Here is a 16,419-nt window from a genome sequence, read left to right as displayed (position 1 = left end):
CCTTAACCGTAGAATTTTTTATTGTTTGCAGCCATGTCACGCAACAATTGTGGCGCTTCATAAGCCTTGCCTAAATGTGCGTATTTGTCACACAGTGCAACATATTCAGCTACACCTGTCTGATCGATATAACGGCATGGTCCACCACGGAATGGCGGGAAGCCAATCCCCATGATCATTGCCATATCAGCCTCAGCAGCGGTTGCCACAATATTGTCTTCCAAACAGCGAACGGTTTCGTTGCCAAGTGCCAGCATCATGCGATCAATGATTTCCTGTGCATCAAACTCACGTTTGTCACTGGTCGCAACAGTTGCCACGAGCTCATATGCTGTTGGATCAACAGTTTTGGCTTTTTTACCTTTACGATCAAGTTCGTATTTGTAGAAACCAACGTCATTCTTTTGACCCAGACGTTTGTTTTCGTACATGACTTCAATTGAACCTTTATAATCAGGTTTCATACGATCCGGGAAGCCTTCTGCCATGACTTCTGCACCATGTACACCGGTATCGATACCCACAACATCGATCAGGTATGCAGGACCCATCGGCCAACCGAATTTTTCCATGATTTTATCGATTTGCTGGAAGTCTGCGCCATCTTTGAGTAATAGATCAAAGGCACCAAAGTAAGGGAACAAGACACGATTGACCAGAAAGCCCGGGCAGTCATTGACAACGATTGGTGTTTTGCCCATTTTCTGCGCTAAAACAACAGTGGTTGCAATCGCTTCATCAGATGTCTTTTCACCACGAATCACTTCAACCAGTGGCATCATATGTACCGGGTTAAAGAAGTGCATGCCGACAAAGTTTTCCGGACGCTGCAAGGCTTTAGCCAAACGGGTAATGGAAATAGTTGAGGTATTGGAGGCAATAATGGTGTTTTCACGCACGTGTTTTTCGGTATCCGCCAGTACAATTTCTTTTACTTTTGGATTCTCTGTCACAGCTTCAATCACGATATCGACTTCTTTAAACTCATCATAGCTCAAAGACGCACGAATACGCGCCAGTGTTTCACCCGCTTTAGCAGGCGTCAGTTTTTTACGCTCAACCTGTTTGGTCAATAATGTATTGGCTTCTTTTAAACCCAGTGCAAGTTGTGGATTACCAATATCTTTCATGATAATCGGTGTACCTTTACTGGCAGCCTGATAGGCAATCCCACCACCCATGATACCTGCACCCAATACCGCAGCCTGATTGACCGGATGTGCACCTTTCTCATGTTTTTTGGATACTTTTTTCACTAACTGATCATTCAGGAACAAACCAATTAATGCTTCTGCCTGTGGTGTTGCTGCCGCCTGACCAAAGAATTTGGCTTCGGTTTTAACTGCATCATCACGGTTTTGCGTTGCAGAAATCTGGATAGAATCAATCGCCAGTTTTGGTGCCGGGTATTGTGCCGGATTTGCTTTGGCAAGAACCACACCTTTAGCAGAATTAAACGCCATCATTTGTTCGATCGGGCTTAATTTTACAGGAACCAGTTTTTCCTGACGTTTGGCTTTCCAGTCCAACTCTCCTGCAAGGGCTTTTTTCACCAGATCAATGGCTGCATCATGTAATTTTTCTGGTGCAACTACTGCATCTACCGCACCAACTTTTAATGCTGCTTCAGGTTTTTGTTGCGCACCGGCAGCAATCCATTCAAGTGCATTGTCAATACCGATGACACGCGTCAAACGTACCGTACCGCCATAACCCGGGAAGATCCCCAGCTTTACTTCCGGTAAACCAACCTGTGCTGCTGTAGACATGACACGATAATCACATGCCAGACAGATCTCAAAACCACCGCCTAAAGCAATCCCATTGATTGCCACCACTTTGGGAATGTCCAAATCTTCAAATGCATTAAAAATATCGTGGGCAACCAGTGTTTTCTCGGCAATTACTTCTGCACCAGCAGAAAAATATGAACCAAATTCTGTAATATCTGCACCAACGATAAATACGGGTTTACCACTGGTCACGATCAAACCTTTAACTTCACTATTGGTTTTGATCGCATCAGTTGCGGCTTTTAAATCTTCTAAAGTGACTTGGTTAAATTTATTAACTGACTCGCCCTGTAAATCAAAGCGAAGTTCTGCAATTCCATCCGAAAGTAGTTGGACGGTAATGGCATTGCCATTGTGGATCATGCCTGATCTCCTTTTATTTGGAGGACTTATGGTGAATTAAAAAGCCTATGCAAAAACATGCATATCTGCTTGCCTAATCTTACGCTAACTATATCTAAAAAATGACATACAAGTTGTATCAAGGCGTGACGCAAGGGTCATCACATTTTTAATCTATTTCTTTATTTATGATGTTGCTTGCTACATAACCAAGTTTAGACAAAAATGAAGACCTAACATTTCGACATGTCTTTTTTGGGCTATGCTAAACTCAACTGAGTTTATTTATTTACAACGGTTTTTATAATGAAAGTCAGTATTTCTTCTTTAATGATGTGTATTCCTTTAGTTTTATTCACAGGTTGCGCTGAAAAAAAACAACTTACGCCAGAAGAACAATGGCAAGTGTTTTGCAAAAGCTATGAGGGAGCAGCCTACAATATTATGTTTGATCGTCAAAATGATATTTCCATGGAAAAATCAATTGAACATCTAAACAAAAGCCCTGCCGGTCAGCAACGGGAAATGTTGATTGATCTGGTCAAACAAGCGCATCAGGTTGAAAAGCTGGATCAACAGGTAGATAAAGAAAAAGCCATGGAAGCCTTTAAACAAGGTAAATATCAAAGCTGTCTTAATACGCCACACTAGTAGCTGACCAAAGATGCATTAAAGCATAGATACACTGCTCACAATTATGATGTTGTCAGTTACCTTTGTTGCAACAACCCATACAACATGGCTACATAATGAGCAAATAATAGGCTTATGATGATGCAATTAATCATCAAAAAAGGATAATCGCAATGAGCAACACAGATATTAATACGCCCACTCCCCTTATAGATAGCTCTGATAGCAAAGCACCCGTAGACACAAAAGATAAGGTTGAATCCCCCAACACAAGCAGTAAAGCATCACAATTACTTTCGCCTACCGTTAAAGGTGCGTTAATTGGTGCAGTGGCTGGACATTTCTTACCTGTGTTTAATACCGTGACGGGTGCAATTGTCGGTGGAATCACTGCAAAAGTTTTAAATCGTCAGCACTGCAAAAAAACTGCTTTTCAATAATCCTGTTTTTCAATACCGATATATTGCTTATCGGATGTGGAGATTTATCCCGATCTTGAAGTAAAACATCAAATTGCCTATAAACATGTGCTGGCCCTCTCTCAGGCACATCTATTGCCGACTGGACAATCCCGCTTAAAACTCGTATAACAGCGAAAATTTTTTGAGGATTGTCCCGTGAAACTTGTACTTGCACCAATGGAAGGCTTAACCGATCCGTTAATGCGGGACATTCTCACACAGGTAGGGCAGTATGACTGGTGTGTTACCGAATTTATCCGCGTCACAGATAGTCTGTTACCTGATCACGTCTATCATCATTATTGCCCGGAATTAAAAAATCACGGTAAAACTCCTGCCGGAACACCTGTGCACGTACAGTTTCTGGGAAATCGTCTGGATATGCTGGCAGCCAATGCCTATAAGGCAGTAGAATTGGGTGCACCAGCCATTGATCTCAATTTTGGCTGTCCGGCAAAAACGGTTAATCGTCATCGTGGCGGTGCCGTTTTGCTTGATGAACCGGAAACACTATATGCCATCGTCAAGGCGGTTCGTGATGCTGTACCATCACATATCCCTATTTCGGCAAAAATGCGCTTGGGCTATCTGGATGAGACGCATACGCTTGACAATGCCCATGCCTTACAGGACGCTGGTGCAAGCTGGATCACCATTCATGCCCGCACCAAAGCAGATGGCTATACACCGCCAGCCTACTGGGAAAAAATTGCACCACTTAAACAGGCCATTACTGTTCCCATAATTGCCAATGGTGAAATCTGGACAGTTGCCAATGCCCGAAGCTGTCAACAACAATCCCAATGTGAAGATTTAATGATTGGTCGTGGTGCAGTGACCACACCGGATTTAGTCAATGCCATTCGGCAAAACAATCCTAATCTCGGCATGAACTGGTCACAACTACTACAATTACAAATTGCATTTTTAAATGGTCAATATAAAACTGAAATTGGTCTGATTGGCCGTTATAAACAATGGCTCGGCATGATGACTAAAGCCTATCCTGAAGCACAGGATTTATGGCAAGGGGTCAAAAAAATAAAGACTATGCCCGAACTCTTAAATGCCCTGACAACTGCTCAAATAAGCTGATGATTCAGTTAGTGAGTTTATGTAATTAAACCTTGTTCTCGATATAAAACTATAATATTATCGAGTTTTTCAATGATACATTGTTGCGTAGCGAACCGCAGTTCATCAAGTTTCATTTTTTAGATTGCGCAATACAATCTTTTTGTTTTATTTTTTAATTTGTAGTTAAAGTTAGGCATTCTTTGCCAAATACTTTACAGTTAAACTGCTAATGTTTCGGTATTAGCACACGTAAGTTTTATATGGGAACCGCTTGTGCTTTTTGTCATTATTCTTTTGCCTTTACTGATCGGCACAACCTCGGTATGGGGATTGCAAAAAATTTCCAGACAGGTGACGGCGATTGCTGCCTGTAGCATCAGCATTTTATGTTTTGTCGGACTAGCAAGTTATATTCCAACCCTGCAACAAGGTGAGGTCATTCGCTATAGCCTAAATTGGCTGCCCAGCGTAGGGGTTAATTTTGACTTTCGGCTTGATGCCCTCAGTCTGCTTTTCAGTTTACTGATTACCGGAATTGGTACGCTGATTTTTATCTATGCCTATTATTATCTAAACAAAAAGAATTCTCTGGCTAAACTTTATAGCTTACTCATGCTGTTTATGGCAGCCATGCTCGGTATCGCCCTATCTAATAATTTAATCATATTGCTGGTTTTCTGGGAATTGACCAGTATTTCCTCATTTTTGCTGGTGGGTTATTGGCAACGCTATGAAGCAGCACAGCGTGGTTCACGTATGGCACTTACCATTACCGGTTTGGGTGGCCTGTGTATGCTCGGTGGCTTTATCTTACTGGGACAAATCACGGGTACCTATCAAATTGATCAATTGTTTGCAAAAGCCAATCTGATTCAGTCCAGTCCATATTTTGTGCCGATTTTATTATTAATTTTAGTCGGTGCTTTTACCAAAAGTGCGCAATTTCCATTTCATTTCTGGCTGCCTAATGCAATGGCAGCACCTACGCCTGTGTCAGCTTATCTGCATTCGGCAACCATGGTCAAAGCCGGAATTTTTCTATTATTGCGCCTCTCCCCTATTTTTGTTGGGGCATCATTATTCCATAGCATTGTCACTTTTGTCGGTTTAATTACCCTGTGCATGGGCGCATTTTTTGCAATTTTTAAAGAAGATTTAAAAGGTTTACTGGCATATTCCACCATCAGCCATCTTGGGCTAATTGTTTGCCTGATTGGAATTGGTACGCCACTTGCCATTGCGGCGGCGATTTTCCATATTATCAACCATGCCACGTTTAAAGCAGCCTTGTTTATGATCGCCGGGATTATCGATCATGAAACTGGTACCCGCGATTTAAGACGTCTCAGTGGTGCATGGCAGTTTTTACCGATAACCGGTACCTTGGCCATGATTACCTGCGCAGCAATGGCGGGCGTGCCGTTTACCAATGGCTTTATTTCCAAGGAAATGTTCTTTACCGAGCTGGTTGCCAGTCAGTCCGGTCTACTGCTCGCCTTGATGGTGAGTCTGGGCACCATGGCAGGAATTTTTGCCGTGACTTATTCGATTCGTCTGGTACATGGTGTGTTTTTTGATGCGCAGCATGGCAAGCCACTCCCCAAATCCGATATACATGAACCTGTCAAAGGCATGTTGGCACCGGTAGCATTCTTGGCTGTACTGTGTATTCTTGTAGGTATTTTCCCCGCATTATTGGCTGAAGATATTGTCAATAGTGTGACTGCTGCAACCACTCAACTGCCTCAGCTTGAACCAGTCCATTTGGCCCTGTGGCATGGCTTTAATATGCCATTATTGATGAGTATTGTGGCACTGGTCGGTGGCACACTGTTTTATTTTCAAATGGCAAAAGGTGGCCAACTTCGCAAAGTTGATCTCGATCCTGCCTTGGGCAAATTTCGTGGTACGGTGCTATTTGATTATTTTCTAAAATATTTACTGCTATACAGTCGTTATATCAAAAAACATACCGAAACAGGTGCCTTGCAAAATTATCTGTTTATGATTATCAGCTTTACGCTGGTGATGGCGATCATACCAATGTATGGTTTTCAGATTGATAAGGGTTCAAGAGAACTGATTCATGCACCTTTGATTGCGATTATTTTCTGGTTTTTACTGATTTCGGCTTGCTGGATGATGTTATGGTTCCACCATGAACGTATCAAAGCCGTTCTCATCAGTGGTGCAGTTGGTCTGGTGGTGACCATGGTCTTTATTACCATGTCTGCACCGGATCTGGCATTGACACAGATCACGGTCGATGTGGTTACGACCGTCTTATTATTGATGAGTTTATCGTTATTACCGCAACTCACACCCTATGAATCAACACGCACCCGACGCTGGCGTGATGCGATTTTGGCAACAATTGGTGGTTTGGGTCTAGGCTGGCTGACTTGGCTGGTGCTGACACGTGATCATCAGTCGATTTCCTGGTTCTTTATGCAGCAATCTCTACCGCTTGGTGGTGGGTCAAATGTGGTCAATGTGATTCTGGTCGATTTCCGTGGCTTTGATACCTTTGGTGAAATCACCGTACTCGGGATTGCTGCAATTGGCGCACTGTGCATGATGGATGGCATGCGTGCCCATGGTGCAACCATGACGCAGGGGCTGACCTTTCGCTTTAATCCTTCGCCACTGATGTTACGCATTACCATGTCTTGGGTTTTACCTCTGGCACTGGTGATCAGTTTCTATATTTTCTTGCGCGGCCATAACTTACCGGGTGGCGGCTTTATCGCGGGTTTAATTACCGCCATGGCACTCATCATTCAATATATCGCACTCGGTCAAGATGAAGCGGAACGACTATTAAAAGCAAACTCAGGTCGTCTATATGAAAAATGGATTGGCATCGGCTTATTTATTGCTGGTTTAACCGGTATGGCTGCATGGGCATGGGGACGACCTTTTCTCACCAGTGCACATGTTCATGTGCATGCGCCACTGATCGGCGATCTACATCTGGCATCTGCTGCTGCTTTTGATGTCGGGGTATATATCACTGTGGTGGGTGCGACCATGTTACTCATCTCAGTTTTAGGCGACTCAAGACATTCCTCATTGTCTGGTCCAATACGGGGGTAAAAAGATGATCAGTATGGAATTTTTAATTGCGACGGGCGTAGGTGTGGTGAGCGCAACTGGCATTTATTTGATTTTACGTCGTCGTACATTTCCAGTAGTACTTGGACTAGCCATGATCGGCTATGCAGTCAATATTTTTCTGTTCAGCATGGGGCGACTAGAACTCAATGCACCAGCCATTTTAACTGAAACAGCACGTGTTACCGATCCCCTCCCGCAAGCACTGGTTTTAACAGCAATTGTAATTGGTTTTGCCACTACAGCATTTATTGTACAACTGGCATTGCGCAGTCGCTTTGAAACCGGTAATGACCATGTCGATGCAAAAGAAGACGCAAAATATACCTACGATCCACGAGAGGATGAGCCTTAATGAATGTCTTGGTGGATTTCTGGCACACCCATTTCCCGATTTTTAGTATTTTATTACCGGCTTTTACCGCTTTTACCCTAATTTTATTGGGCAATCCTGGTGCTGGCTCACTGGAAAGTGACTGGCGCCAACCTATTCGACATGCCATTAGTCTGATCTCGACCAGCATCGGATTAGTCCTTGCCATCTGTATGGTAAATTTTGCCAGTTCCGGCGAACTGTTTGGTTATCAGTTGGGGGAATGGTCGGCGCCATTTGGTATTGTTTTAGTGGTGGATCGTCTTGCTGCGATGATGGTGCTGCTCACCTATATTCTGGCACTGCCAATCCTGTGGTTTGCCAGTTATAAGTGGGATCAAAAAGGCCGTTATTTTCATGCCATGATGCAGTTTTTACTGATGGGTATGTGTGGCGCCTTTCTAACTGGCGATTTATTTAACCTATTTGTATTCTTTGAAATTTTATTGATGGCGTCTTATGTATTGCTGTTGCATAGTCACAATAAAGCCCGATTCAAGCTGGGTGTGCATTATGTCATCATCAATCTGTTTGCCTCGGCATTATTCTTGATTGGACTTGGCTTAATTTATGGCAATGTCGGCAGCTTGAATATGGCAGATGTGGCCCGAATTTTTCCAACACTACCTACTGATAACCATCAAATGGCGCTCACTGGTGCAATGCTGTTATTTATGGTATTTGGTATCAAAGCTGCCATGTTACCTGTGGGATTCTGGTTACCCAAAACCTATGCGGTTGCCGTCACCCCTGTGGCAGCAATTTTTTCCCTCATGACCAAGGTCGGAGTTTATGCCATCTTGCGTATTAATGGTACGGTCTTTAGTGATACGCAGGGTCAATATCTAATGGAGCAATGGTTATTGCCCATTGGTATCATCACCAGTGTTTATGGTGTCATCGGTGCAATTGGTTCGGAACGTCTACGTCGTTTTATTGGCTTTATGATGTTATCCTCGATTGGTACCATTTTAATCGCACTGTCATTGTTCACCATGCAGGCATGGGCTGCCGCACTGTATTATCTAATTCATAGTACCGTTATTGCAGCTACTTTTTATATCTTGACCGAATGGATCTGTGCCCAGCGTGGCGAATTCAAGGATCATTTTAAGATTGCGCCGGCCATGAAACAAAGCACCTTACTCAGTATTTTGTTTATGCTGATCGGTTTGATGATGGCCGGTTTGCCACCTTTCAGTGGTTTTATTGGCAAAGTATTTTTGTTACAAGGTACACTCTATCACCCGTGGCAAGTCGGTATTATTTTAATAATTCTATTGGTGAGTCTGTTATCAATTCTAGCTTTTGTACGGGTTGGCTTTATCTTGTTCTGGCGAGCAAGCTCTCCCGAAGATAATCCTGCTGATCCTGAATATGAAAAATATCAGGCTTTGCCAGATCATTCGACCCCTCGATTAGATAAAGTGGTCTATGCATTCTTATTATTCCTGACGGCTTATGCTGCTTTTGCCGATCCAGTTTATAAATATACTTATGCCGCAGCAGAGCAGTTACAGGATAAACAACTTTATCAGGACAGCCTGTTGAAAAAAGATACAACGGGGCAGGTCATCAGTGTACTACCTTATGATGTTAGCTATCTGCCTGAATTGAAATATGCTGAAACTAAACCTGATCAATATCAGAGTTATATTCCTTATATTATTTCACCAAATACGCTAGCAGGTGAACATATTCCTGAGGAAAAGATGCATCCGCAACCCGTGCAAAAGCAACTGCCGAATGATAATGCTAAAATTGAGCCCATGGAGTAAATGATGCGTAAATTATTCTCTACAAATCATTTTATTTTTCGGATATTCCCGCATCCGTTGGTGTCTTTTATTCTGGCTGCTTCATGGATAATGCTGCAACATAGCTTTTCTGGTGGCAATATTGTTTTGGCGATTTTACTGGGTTGGTCTATTCCCAAAATGATGCAGGGTTTTGTGGTACGCACACCCGACATCAACTGGCTGGAAGCGATTAAATTATTTTTTGTGGTCCTTTGGGATGTGATCGTCAGCAATATTCGTGTGGCAAGACTGGTATTAGGTTCCTCAGATAAATTACATCCCAAATGGTTTCGTGTCCCTTTGGACACCAACCATGATCAAGTAAATAGTTTGTTGGCAATGATTATTACCACCACACCTGGAACGATTTCTGCCGGGATTGACCAGCAACGTGGTGATATTCTGGTGCATAGTTTAAGTACCGACAATGAGCAGGCGGATATTGATGACATCAAACAACGTTATGAACAGCCGCTTATTCGGGTTTTTCACGCACAAGACCAGCAAAATCAGGAGAATGTCTCATGATGATCCTACCCTATGTGCTTGCATTTAGTATTCTGGCGATTTCAATTTCCGTATTCTGCTGCCTGTTCCGCCTAGTGATTGGTCCGTCGGTGATTGATCGGCTATTGGCGCTGGATACCTTATTTCTAAATGCCACCTGTTTAATTATTGTACTAGGTATTTATTGGTCCACCACCGATATGTTTGAAGGTGCATTATTGGTCGCAATGCTTGGTTTCGTCTCGACTGCTGCCTTGGCACGTTATTTCACAACCGGCCATGTCATCGACTAAGGAGAATTAGACATGCTGTTATTTATGGAAATTCTAGTTTCTTTTTTCCTGATTACCGGTTCATTTTTTATCTTTGTCGGTGGCATCGGCATGGTACGTTTGCCCGATCTGTTTATGCGCCTACATGCACCCACCAAAGCCAGCACACTAGGTTTGGGCAGCTTCTTAATTGCGTCCATCAGTTACTCGGCATTTGAACTGCGTTTTGGCTTTCCTGAGTTATTAATCACGTTGCTTGCTTTTATTACTGCCCCTGTTTCTGCCAATTTGCTGGCACAGGCAGCAATTCATCTTAATTTACGTTCCCGCAGTGGAGATGTGCCTGAAGCATTAAATCGTCCATTGCCTTGGCAACAAGTGAAACGTCCAATTTTTATGAATACCCGTAATCAAAGACATCCTGAACTAACGCCTGAGGAAGAAAAGAAATAATCAGATTTAAGGCTAACTTTCTCATAGAACTCGACTAATATTCTATTTCTACTGCATATATTTTGATTGACAGCATATCGTGCGCTTATTTAAAGTCTATAGAAAAATATTCAGATCAAATATATGAAAAAATTCATGCTTTTTATTATTACCATCTATGGTGTGGTACTGCATATTAGCCATGCAAAAGCAGAATCCATCGCCACCCAAACACCGTATAAAAATTGTTCTGATGTAATTTCCCAGAAAATTCTTACACAACTCAAATCCTCTTATGCATTTAAGCAAAAAGAAAAAGATTGTCTGATCATCGACGACCAAAAAGCCTTATTTGCTGTAGCACTACCTGTTGAACAAAATCAGCCTGATTCACCTTATTTATTAAGGATTTATCTATTTGATTATACTGTTCCCAAACAACTGGCCATGCGACAAAAACAAGATACATTATACTCATCCTATCAAGGTTTTGACGGTATATTTTTTGATCTGGTCCATTTTTCCACTTTAGCCAATAAACATGTGATCGGTCTAAGACATCAATGGTCTAGCTATAAACCGCAAACCAATTCAGGTGATGAATATCTGGAGCTGATAGAGATTCAACCCGACACGAAATTACGCTTCGTACTGAATGATCTACCCACAAAATCCCACTACTATAGTCGCGGTGAATGTCCGACCACTCAGGCAAAATGGGGCGCCAATATTCACAGTGTGATTGTACTTGGAACGAAACAACACAAAGGTTTACAAGATTTAGTTTTCAAACAAACTTATACCCACAATGAAGCGCATCAAGCCACAGGCTGTAAACAACAAAAAGGAACACAGCAATTCAAATTCACCTTGCCTTTTGATGGTCAAAAATATCAATATGACCCAGATGAGATCATGCAAATTGATGTGATTTGATATCAAAGCTGCTATAAAACGAATATAAAAAAGCCAGATCATTTGATCTGGCTGATGTCATCATGCAACATGATTATTCATCTTTATCTTTTGTTTCGCCGGCGGGTAAATCTTTTACCGCCTCCGCAATCAAACCAAACATATAGTTACCATATGCATTGGTCTTGTCATAATGAAAACGCAACCGTGGTGTTATACGCGTTTTAATACGACGACTCAATTCCTGACGCAGGAAACCGGATGCCTTGTTTAAAACATCCAAGGTTTCCTTATGTGCCTGTTCAGTCTGATCATCATCAAGTTCACGTCCCATCACAGTGACATAAACTTCCGCATAACCCAGATCTGGACTCACTTTCACGCCTGAAATCGTAACTAAACCACCCAGACGAGGATCTTTGAGTTCTAGGCGAATCAGTTCAGAGAGTTCTCTCTGAACCGAATCCGCCATACGTTTTAAGCGTTGACTAGCCATTAAAGACTCCGTTTCACTTGCTGAACGTCGTACACTTCAATCTTGTCTAAAGGTTGAATATCATTATAGCCTTTCACAGCCAAACCACACTCAATACCCGCACGAACGTCATCGACGACCTCTTTGTAACGACGTAAGGATTCAAGTTCACCCTGGAATACGACAACATCATCACGTAATACACGGATTGGCTTGTTACGATGAATGACACCTTCCATCACCATACAACCAGCCGCTGCACCGAACTTACTTGAACGGAACACTTCACGTACTTGCGCCACACCCAGAATTGTTTCACGATGTTCAGGTGCCAGCTTACCGCTCATTGCATCCTTCACATCATCAATCAATTCATAAATGATGCTGTAATAACGAATATCTACGCCATCCTGATCGGCTTTTTGACGTGCAGTTGCATCAGCACGCACATTAAAGCCGAGCAATACTGCTTCGGAAGATTCCGCCAGCGTCACGTCAGACTCAGTAATTGCACCGACCCCAGAACTGATGATACGGACTTTAACTTCATCAGTTGAAAGTTCTGACAATGCAACATTGAGGGCTTCCAAGGTACCACGTACATCGGTTTTCAATACGACATTGACGGTTGGTACATCTTTTTTACCCATGGATGCCATGATGTTTTCAAGACGCATTGCACTTTGACGATCAATACGTTTTTGACGTTCACGATCGGAACGCGCATCCGCGACTTCACGTGCTTTTTTCTCATCATTCACCACAAGTACTTCATCACCTGCCATTGGCGCATCTGGTAGACCCAGAATTTCAACAGGGATAGAAGGTCCGGCAGATTTAATTGGCTGACCATTTTCATCAGACATGGCACGTACACGGCCATAAGATGAACCAGCAAGTACCAGATCACCAATATTCAATGTACCGTTTTGTACCAGAATAGACGTTACCGCACCACGGCCTTTGTCAACACGGGCTTCAATCACAACACCCTGCGCTGCACCTTCGGCAGAAGCTTTAAGTTCCATTAATTCTGATTGAATCAGGATTAAATCCAGTAACTCATCAATACCCTGACCTGAATGTGCGGAAACCTGGGCTACAGGTACATCACCACCCCATTGTTCCGGAACGATTTGCTTGGCAGTCAATTCATTCAGTACACGATCTGGATCGGCAGATTCTTTGTCCATCTTGTTGATGGCCACAATAATCGGTGTACCCGCAGCACGGGCATGATCAATTGCTTCGGCAGTTTGCGGCATAACACCATCATCTGCTGCAACAACCAGTACCACGATATCAGTAGCCTTGGCACCACGAGAACGCATTGCGGTAAATGCCGCATGTCCTGGGGTATCAAGGAAAGTGATAATCCCTTTGTCAGTTTTAACGTGATATGCACCAATATGCTGGGTAATCCCGCCTGCTTCGCCCGCAGCTACTTTTGAACGACGGATACGGTCAAGCAAGGATGTTTTACCATGGTCAACATGGCCCATGATAGTCACAACTGGTGGACGAGTACTTTGTTCACCACGTGCTTCTTCTGCGGCTTCAAGCAGGTTGTCTTCGGCCTGTGTATCAGAAACCAGAACAGGATGATGTCCCATTTCCTCGACAACCAGTGCAGCAGTATCTTGGTCAATAGCCTGATTCTGTGTTACCAGTTCACCCATTTTCATGAGTGTTTTAATCACTTCACGCACTTTAATGGCCATTTTCTGGGCAAGATCGGCAACCACGATACTTGAACCAATTTCCACATCATAAACCTGTTTTTTAACCGGTTTTTCAAAGCCATGTTTATTGCCTTGACTGGTTTTCAAACCACGTTTATGTGAATTCTGGTTGAAGTTTTGCTCTTCCTGACCACGACGACCGCCTTTTTTCTGTGGTCGGGCATTGGCGCCACCACGTTTAATTTCACGATCTTCTTTTTCAAATGAATCTTCGTAGGCTTGACCCACCAGACCGGCAGCCAAAGGCGTATCATCTACGACACGAATGGTTGCAGTGGTATCATCACTTGAATATTTCGATGCCATTTTACGCATTTGTTCAAGCGTACGCTGTTGTGCTTCTTCCGCAGCTTTACGACGTGCTACTTCTTCTGTTGCCTTTAATTGTGCTGTTTGCGCTTCACGAGCTTTTTTCTGCTCTGCTGTTTCAGTCACTTTTGCAACAGGCGCCTTGGTAATGGTCGCACCACGTTTTTTAACCACAACTTCAGGTTTTGGTGCCGTTCTTGCGATATCCTTTTTCTGCGATGCCCGCATTGCTTCAAGTGCTGCTGATGCTTTGCTGGCACCATCAGTCGCTTTAGGCTGTGTATCTGTTTTGGCTTTTGTACCTGATTTTGCTCTTGCTTCCGCTTCTGCTTTGGCCTCAGCTTCTGCTTTGGCTCTTGCTTCGGCTGCTAATTTTGCAGGATCCGGTTTGGCAAATATTTGCTTTTTACGTACTTCAACATTAATGTTTTTGGTACGTCCAGATGAATCTGCAACTTTCGCAGTACTTGTCGTTTTACGTTTCAAAGTAATTCCTGCACCCAGTCTATTCCCTGCTGAACTTTGAATCGAAGCAAAAAGCTTTTCTTGTTCGGCAGTACTAATCACATCATTCGCCTTGCGTTGCGGCAATCCAGCATCACGAACCTGCTCGAGGAGCTTTTCGACTGGACGGTTTACGCTTTTCGCTAACTCTTGTATCGTTTTGTCCGTCATGTATGACCTCCTCCTTAGTTAAACCATGATTCACGTGCTTTCATGATGAGTTGACCGGCTTTTTCTTCACTCAAACCTTCGATATCATTAATATCATCAATGGCTTGATCGGCTAAATCATCTAATGTTGCAATGCCACGCTGCGCTAATGCCTGAGCAATTTCAGGAGTCATACCTTCCATACCCAATAATTCTTCTGTTGCTTGTTGCAGACTTTCCTGCTGAGTTAAAACATCAGCCAAGGCAGCTTCTTTGGCACGTTCCTGCAAAACAGTAACAGTTTCTTCATCCAGACCAATTTCGTCAAAAGTTTCAACCGGTACATACGCCACTTCCTCTAGTGAGGTAAAGCCCATTTCTACCAGTGCACTTGCCAACTCCTGATCAATATCGAGACGCTGCACAAAGATATCTACATATTGTTGTGATTCACTTTCCTGACGCGCACGATATTCGTCTTCGAGCATCATATCGAGTTTATAACCCGTTAATTCTGAGGCTAGACGTACATTTTGACCTTGCGAACCAATCGCACGTGCCAGTTGTTCACTGGTGGCAAAAATGATATCAGCACTATGTGCATCTTCATCAATCACAATACCCGAAACATCTGCCGGTTCTAACGCACTGGCAATATATTGTGCAGGATCATCAGACCAAACCACAACATCAATACGTTCACCATTTAATTCCTGTTGAACGGCCTGAATACGTGTGCCACGCATACCAATACATGCACCCACCGGATCTATGCGATGGTCATTGGTTTTTACTGCAATTTTGGCACGAACACCGGGTTGACGTGCCGCAGCCTTGATTTCAATAATTTCTTCGGCAATCTCTGGCACTTCTTTTTTCATCAGTGCCATTAACATTTCCGGTTTGCCACGCGACAACAATAATTGTGCGCCACGACCTTCACGATTAACGTTAAACAAAATGGCATTAATACGCTGTTTCGGACGTAGAATTTCTTTAGGAATGGCTTCTTCACGTGCCAGATAGGCTTCGGCGCCATCCCCCAGATCGATAATAAAACCGTCTTTGGTTTGTTTTTTCACTTCACCATAAACCAGTTCACCGACCTTGGATTCGTAAGCATCTGCAACCAATGCACGCTCAGCTTCACGAATCTTTTGTACAATCACCTGTTTGGCGATTTGTGCAGCAATACGACCGAATTCAATGGACTCTACTTCAAGTTCACGAATGTCACCAATCGACCATTCGGCTGGATCCACATCAGAAATCGCATCTTGGCAAGCAGGCATTTCATGATCTTCATCTGCGACCACTTCCCATTGACGAAACGTGCGATAATCGCCAGTTTTACGATCAATTTCAACACGTATCTGTGCTTCAGAAGAAGGCGTGTTTTCATAAAACTTTTTCTTTGTTGCAGCAACAAGTGCTTGCTCTAAGGCTTGGAAGATCGCCTCACGACTAACACCTTTTTCATTACTGACCGTTTCCACAACAGTAAGAATTTCACGGCTCATA

14 protein-coding genes are annotated in these 16,419 nt (G+C 43.2%); 10 read left to right on the top strand and 4 right to left on the bottom strand.

Annotated elements, in window-relative coordinates:
• Nucleotides 1-2 precede the first annotated feature (2 nt).
• The gene (gene fadB / locus CRO21_RS07110; RefSeq protein ID WP_097078637.1) at nt 3-2,156 is read right to left on the bottom strand and encodes a fatty acid oxidation complex subunit alpha FadB; all 2,154 of its coding nucleotides are present in this window, start codon (nt 2,154-2,156) and stop codon (nt 3-5) included.
• A 285-nt stretch (nt 2,157-2,441) separates the two neighbouring features.
• On the opposite strand from fadB, the gene CRO21_RS07105 reads away from it, so the two are divergent.
• From CRO21_RS07105 to CRO21_RS07060, 10 genes are all read left to right on the top strand, one after another.
• Nucleotides 2,442-2,786: a hypothetical protein gene (locus CRO21_RS07105; RefSeq protein WP_097078636.1), complete on the top strand. Its 345-nt coding sequence runs from the start codon at nt 2,442-2,444 to the stop codon at nt 2,784-2,786.
• A 155-nt stretch (nt 2,787-2,941) separates the two neighbouring features.
• Entirely contained in the window at nt 2,942-3,208 is a 267-nt protein-coding gene (locus CRO21_RS07100; protein ID WP_097078635.1) for a hypothetical protein, read from the top strand.
• Nucleotides 3,209-3,385: 177 nt separating this feature from the next.
• Nucleotides 3,386-4,324, top strand: coding sequence for a tRNA dihydrouridine synthase (locus CRO21_RS07095; RefSeq protein ID WP_097078634.1), 939 nt, complete (start codon nt 3,386-3,388; stop codon nt 4,322-4,324).
• 255 nt (nt 4,325-4,579) lie between these two features.
• On the top strand, nt 4,580-7,402 hold the full coding sequence (locus tag CRO21_RS07090) for a monovalent cation/H+ antiporter subunit A (protein ID WP_097078633.1): 2,823 nt from the start codon (nt 4,580-4,582) through the stop codon (nt 7,400-7,402).
• A 4-nt stretch (nt 7,403-7,406) separates the two neighbouring features.
• Entirely contained in the window at nt 7,407-7,775 is a 369-nt protein-coding gene (locus CRO21_RS07085) for a Na+/H+ antiporter subunit C (protein ID WP_097078632.1), read from the top strand.
• Entirely contained in the window at nt 7,775-9,571 is a 1,797-nt protein-coding gene (locus tag CRO21_RS07080; protein WP_097078631.1) for a monovalent cation/H+ antiporter subunit D, read from the top strand. The genes CRO21_RS07085 and CRO21_RS07080 overlap by 1 nt, the downstream gene beginning before the upstream one ends.
• Nucleotides 9,572-9,574: 3 nt before the next feature.
• Nucleotides 9,575-10,120, top strand: a complete 546-nt coding sequence (locus CRO21_RS07075) for a Na+/H+ antiporter subunit E (protein WP_097078630.1) — start codon at nt 9,575-9,577, stop codon at nt 10,118-10,120.
• Complete coding sequence (locus CRO21_RS07070) at nt 10,117-10,392, top strand: monovalent cation/H+ antiporter subunit F (protein WP_097078629.1); 276 nt, start codon at nt 10,117-10,119, stop codon at nt 10,390-10,392. Before CRO21_RS07075 ends, CRO21_RS07070 begins: the two co-directional genes overlap by 4 nt.
• Nucleotides 10,393-10,404: 12 nt before the next feature.
• Nucleotides 10,405-10,824 (top strand): Na+/H+ antiporter subunit G, encoded by a 420-nt coding sequence (locus tag CRO21_RS07065; RefSeq protein ID WP_097078628.1) that lies wholly within the window; start codon nt 10,405-10,407, stop codon nt 10,822-10,824.
• A gap of 135 nt (nt 10,825-10,959) precedes the next feature.
• On the top strand, nt 10,960-11,739 hold the full coding sequence (locus CRO21_RS07060) for a hypothetical protein (protein ID WP_097078627.1): 780 nt from the start codon (nt 10,960-10,962) through the stop codon (nt 11,737-11,739).
• 73 nt (nt 11,740-11,812) lie between these two features.
• On the opposite strand, the gene CRO21_RS07055 is transcribed toward CRO21_RS07060, so the two are convergent.
• The 3 genes from CRO21_RS07055 to nusA are packed head-to-tail and all read right to left on the bottom strand — an operon-like array spanning nt 11,813 to nt 16,418.
• A complete protein-coding gene (locus tag CRO21_RS07055) occupies nt 11,813-12,214 on the bottom strand; it encodes a ribosome-binding factor A (protein ID WP_097078626.1) in 402 nt (133 codons plus the stop codon).
• Complete coding sequence (infB, locus tag CRO21_RS07050) at nt 12,214-14,919, bottom strand: translation initiation factor IF-2 (RefSeq protein ID WP_097078625.1); 2,706 nt, start codon at nt 14,917-14,919, stop codon at nt 12,214-12,216. Before infB ends, CRO21_RS07055 begins: the two co-directional genes overlap by 1 nt.
• Nucleotides 14,920-14,933: 14 nt before the next feature.
• Nucleotides 14,934-16,418, bottom strand: a complete 1,485-nt coding sequence (gene nusA, locus CRO21_RS07045; RefSeq protein ID WP_097078624.1) for a transcription termination factor NusA — start codon at nt 16,416-16,418, stop codon at nt 14,934-14,936.
• Nucleotide 16,419 lies beyond the last annotated feature (1 nt).

The organism is Acinetobacter puyangensis, assembly GCF_900096995.1.
Classification (GTDB): domain Bacteria; phylum Pseudomonadota; class Gammaproteobacteria; order Pseudomonadales; family Moraxellaceae; genus Acinetobacter; species Acinetobacter puyangensis.
Note: the sequence above shows the minus strand (reverse complement) of the source record. Positions and strands in the feature narration are given on the sequence as shown.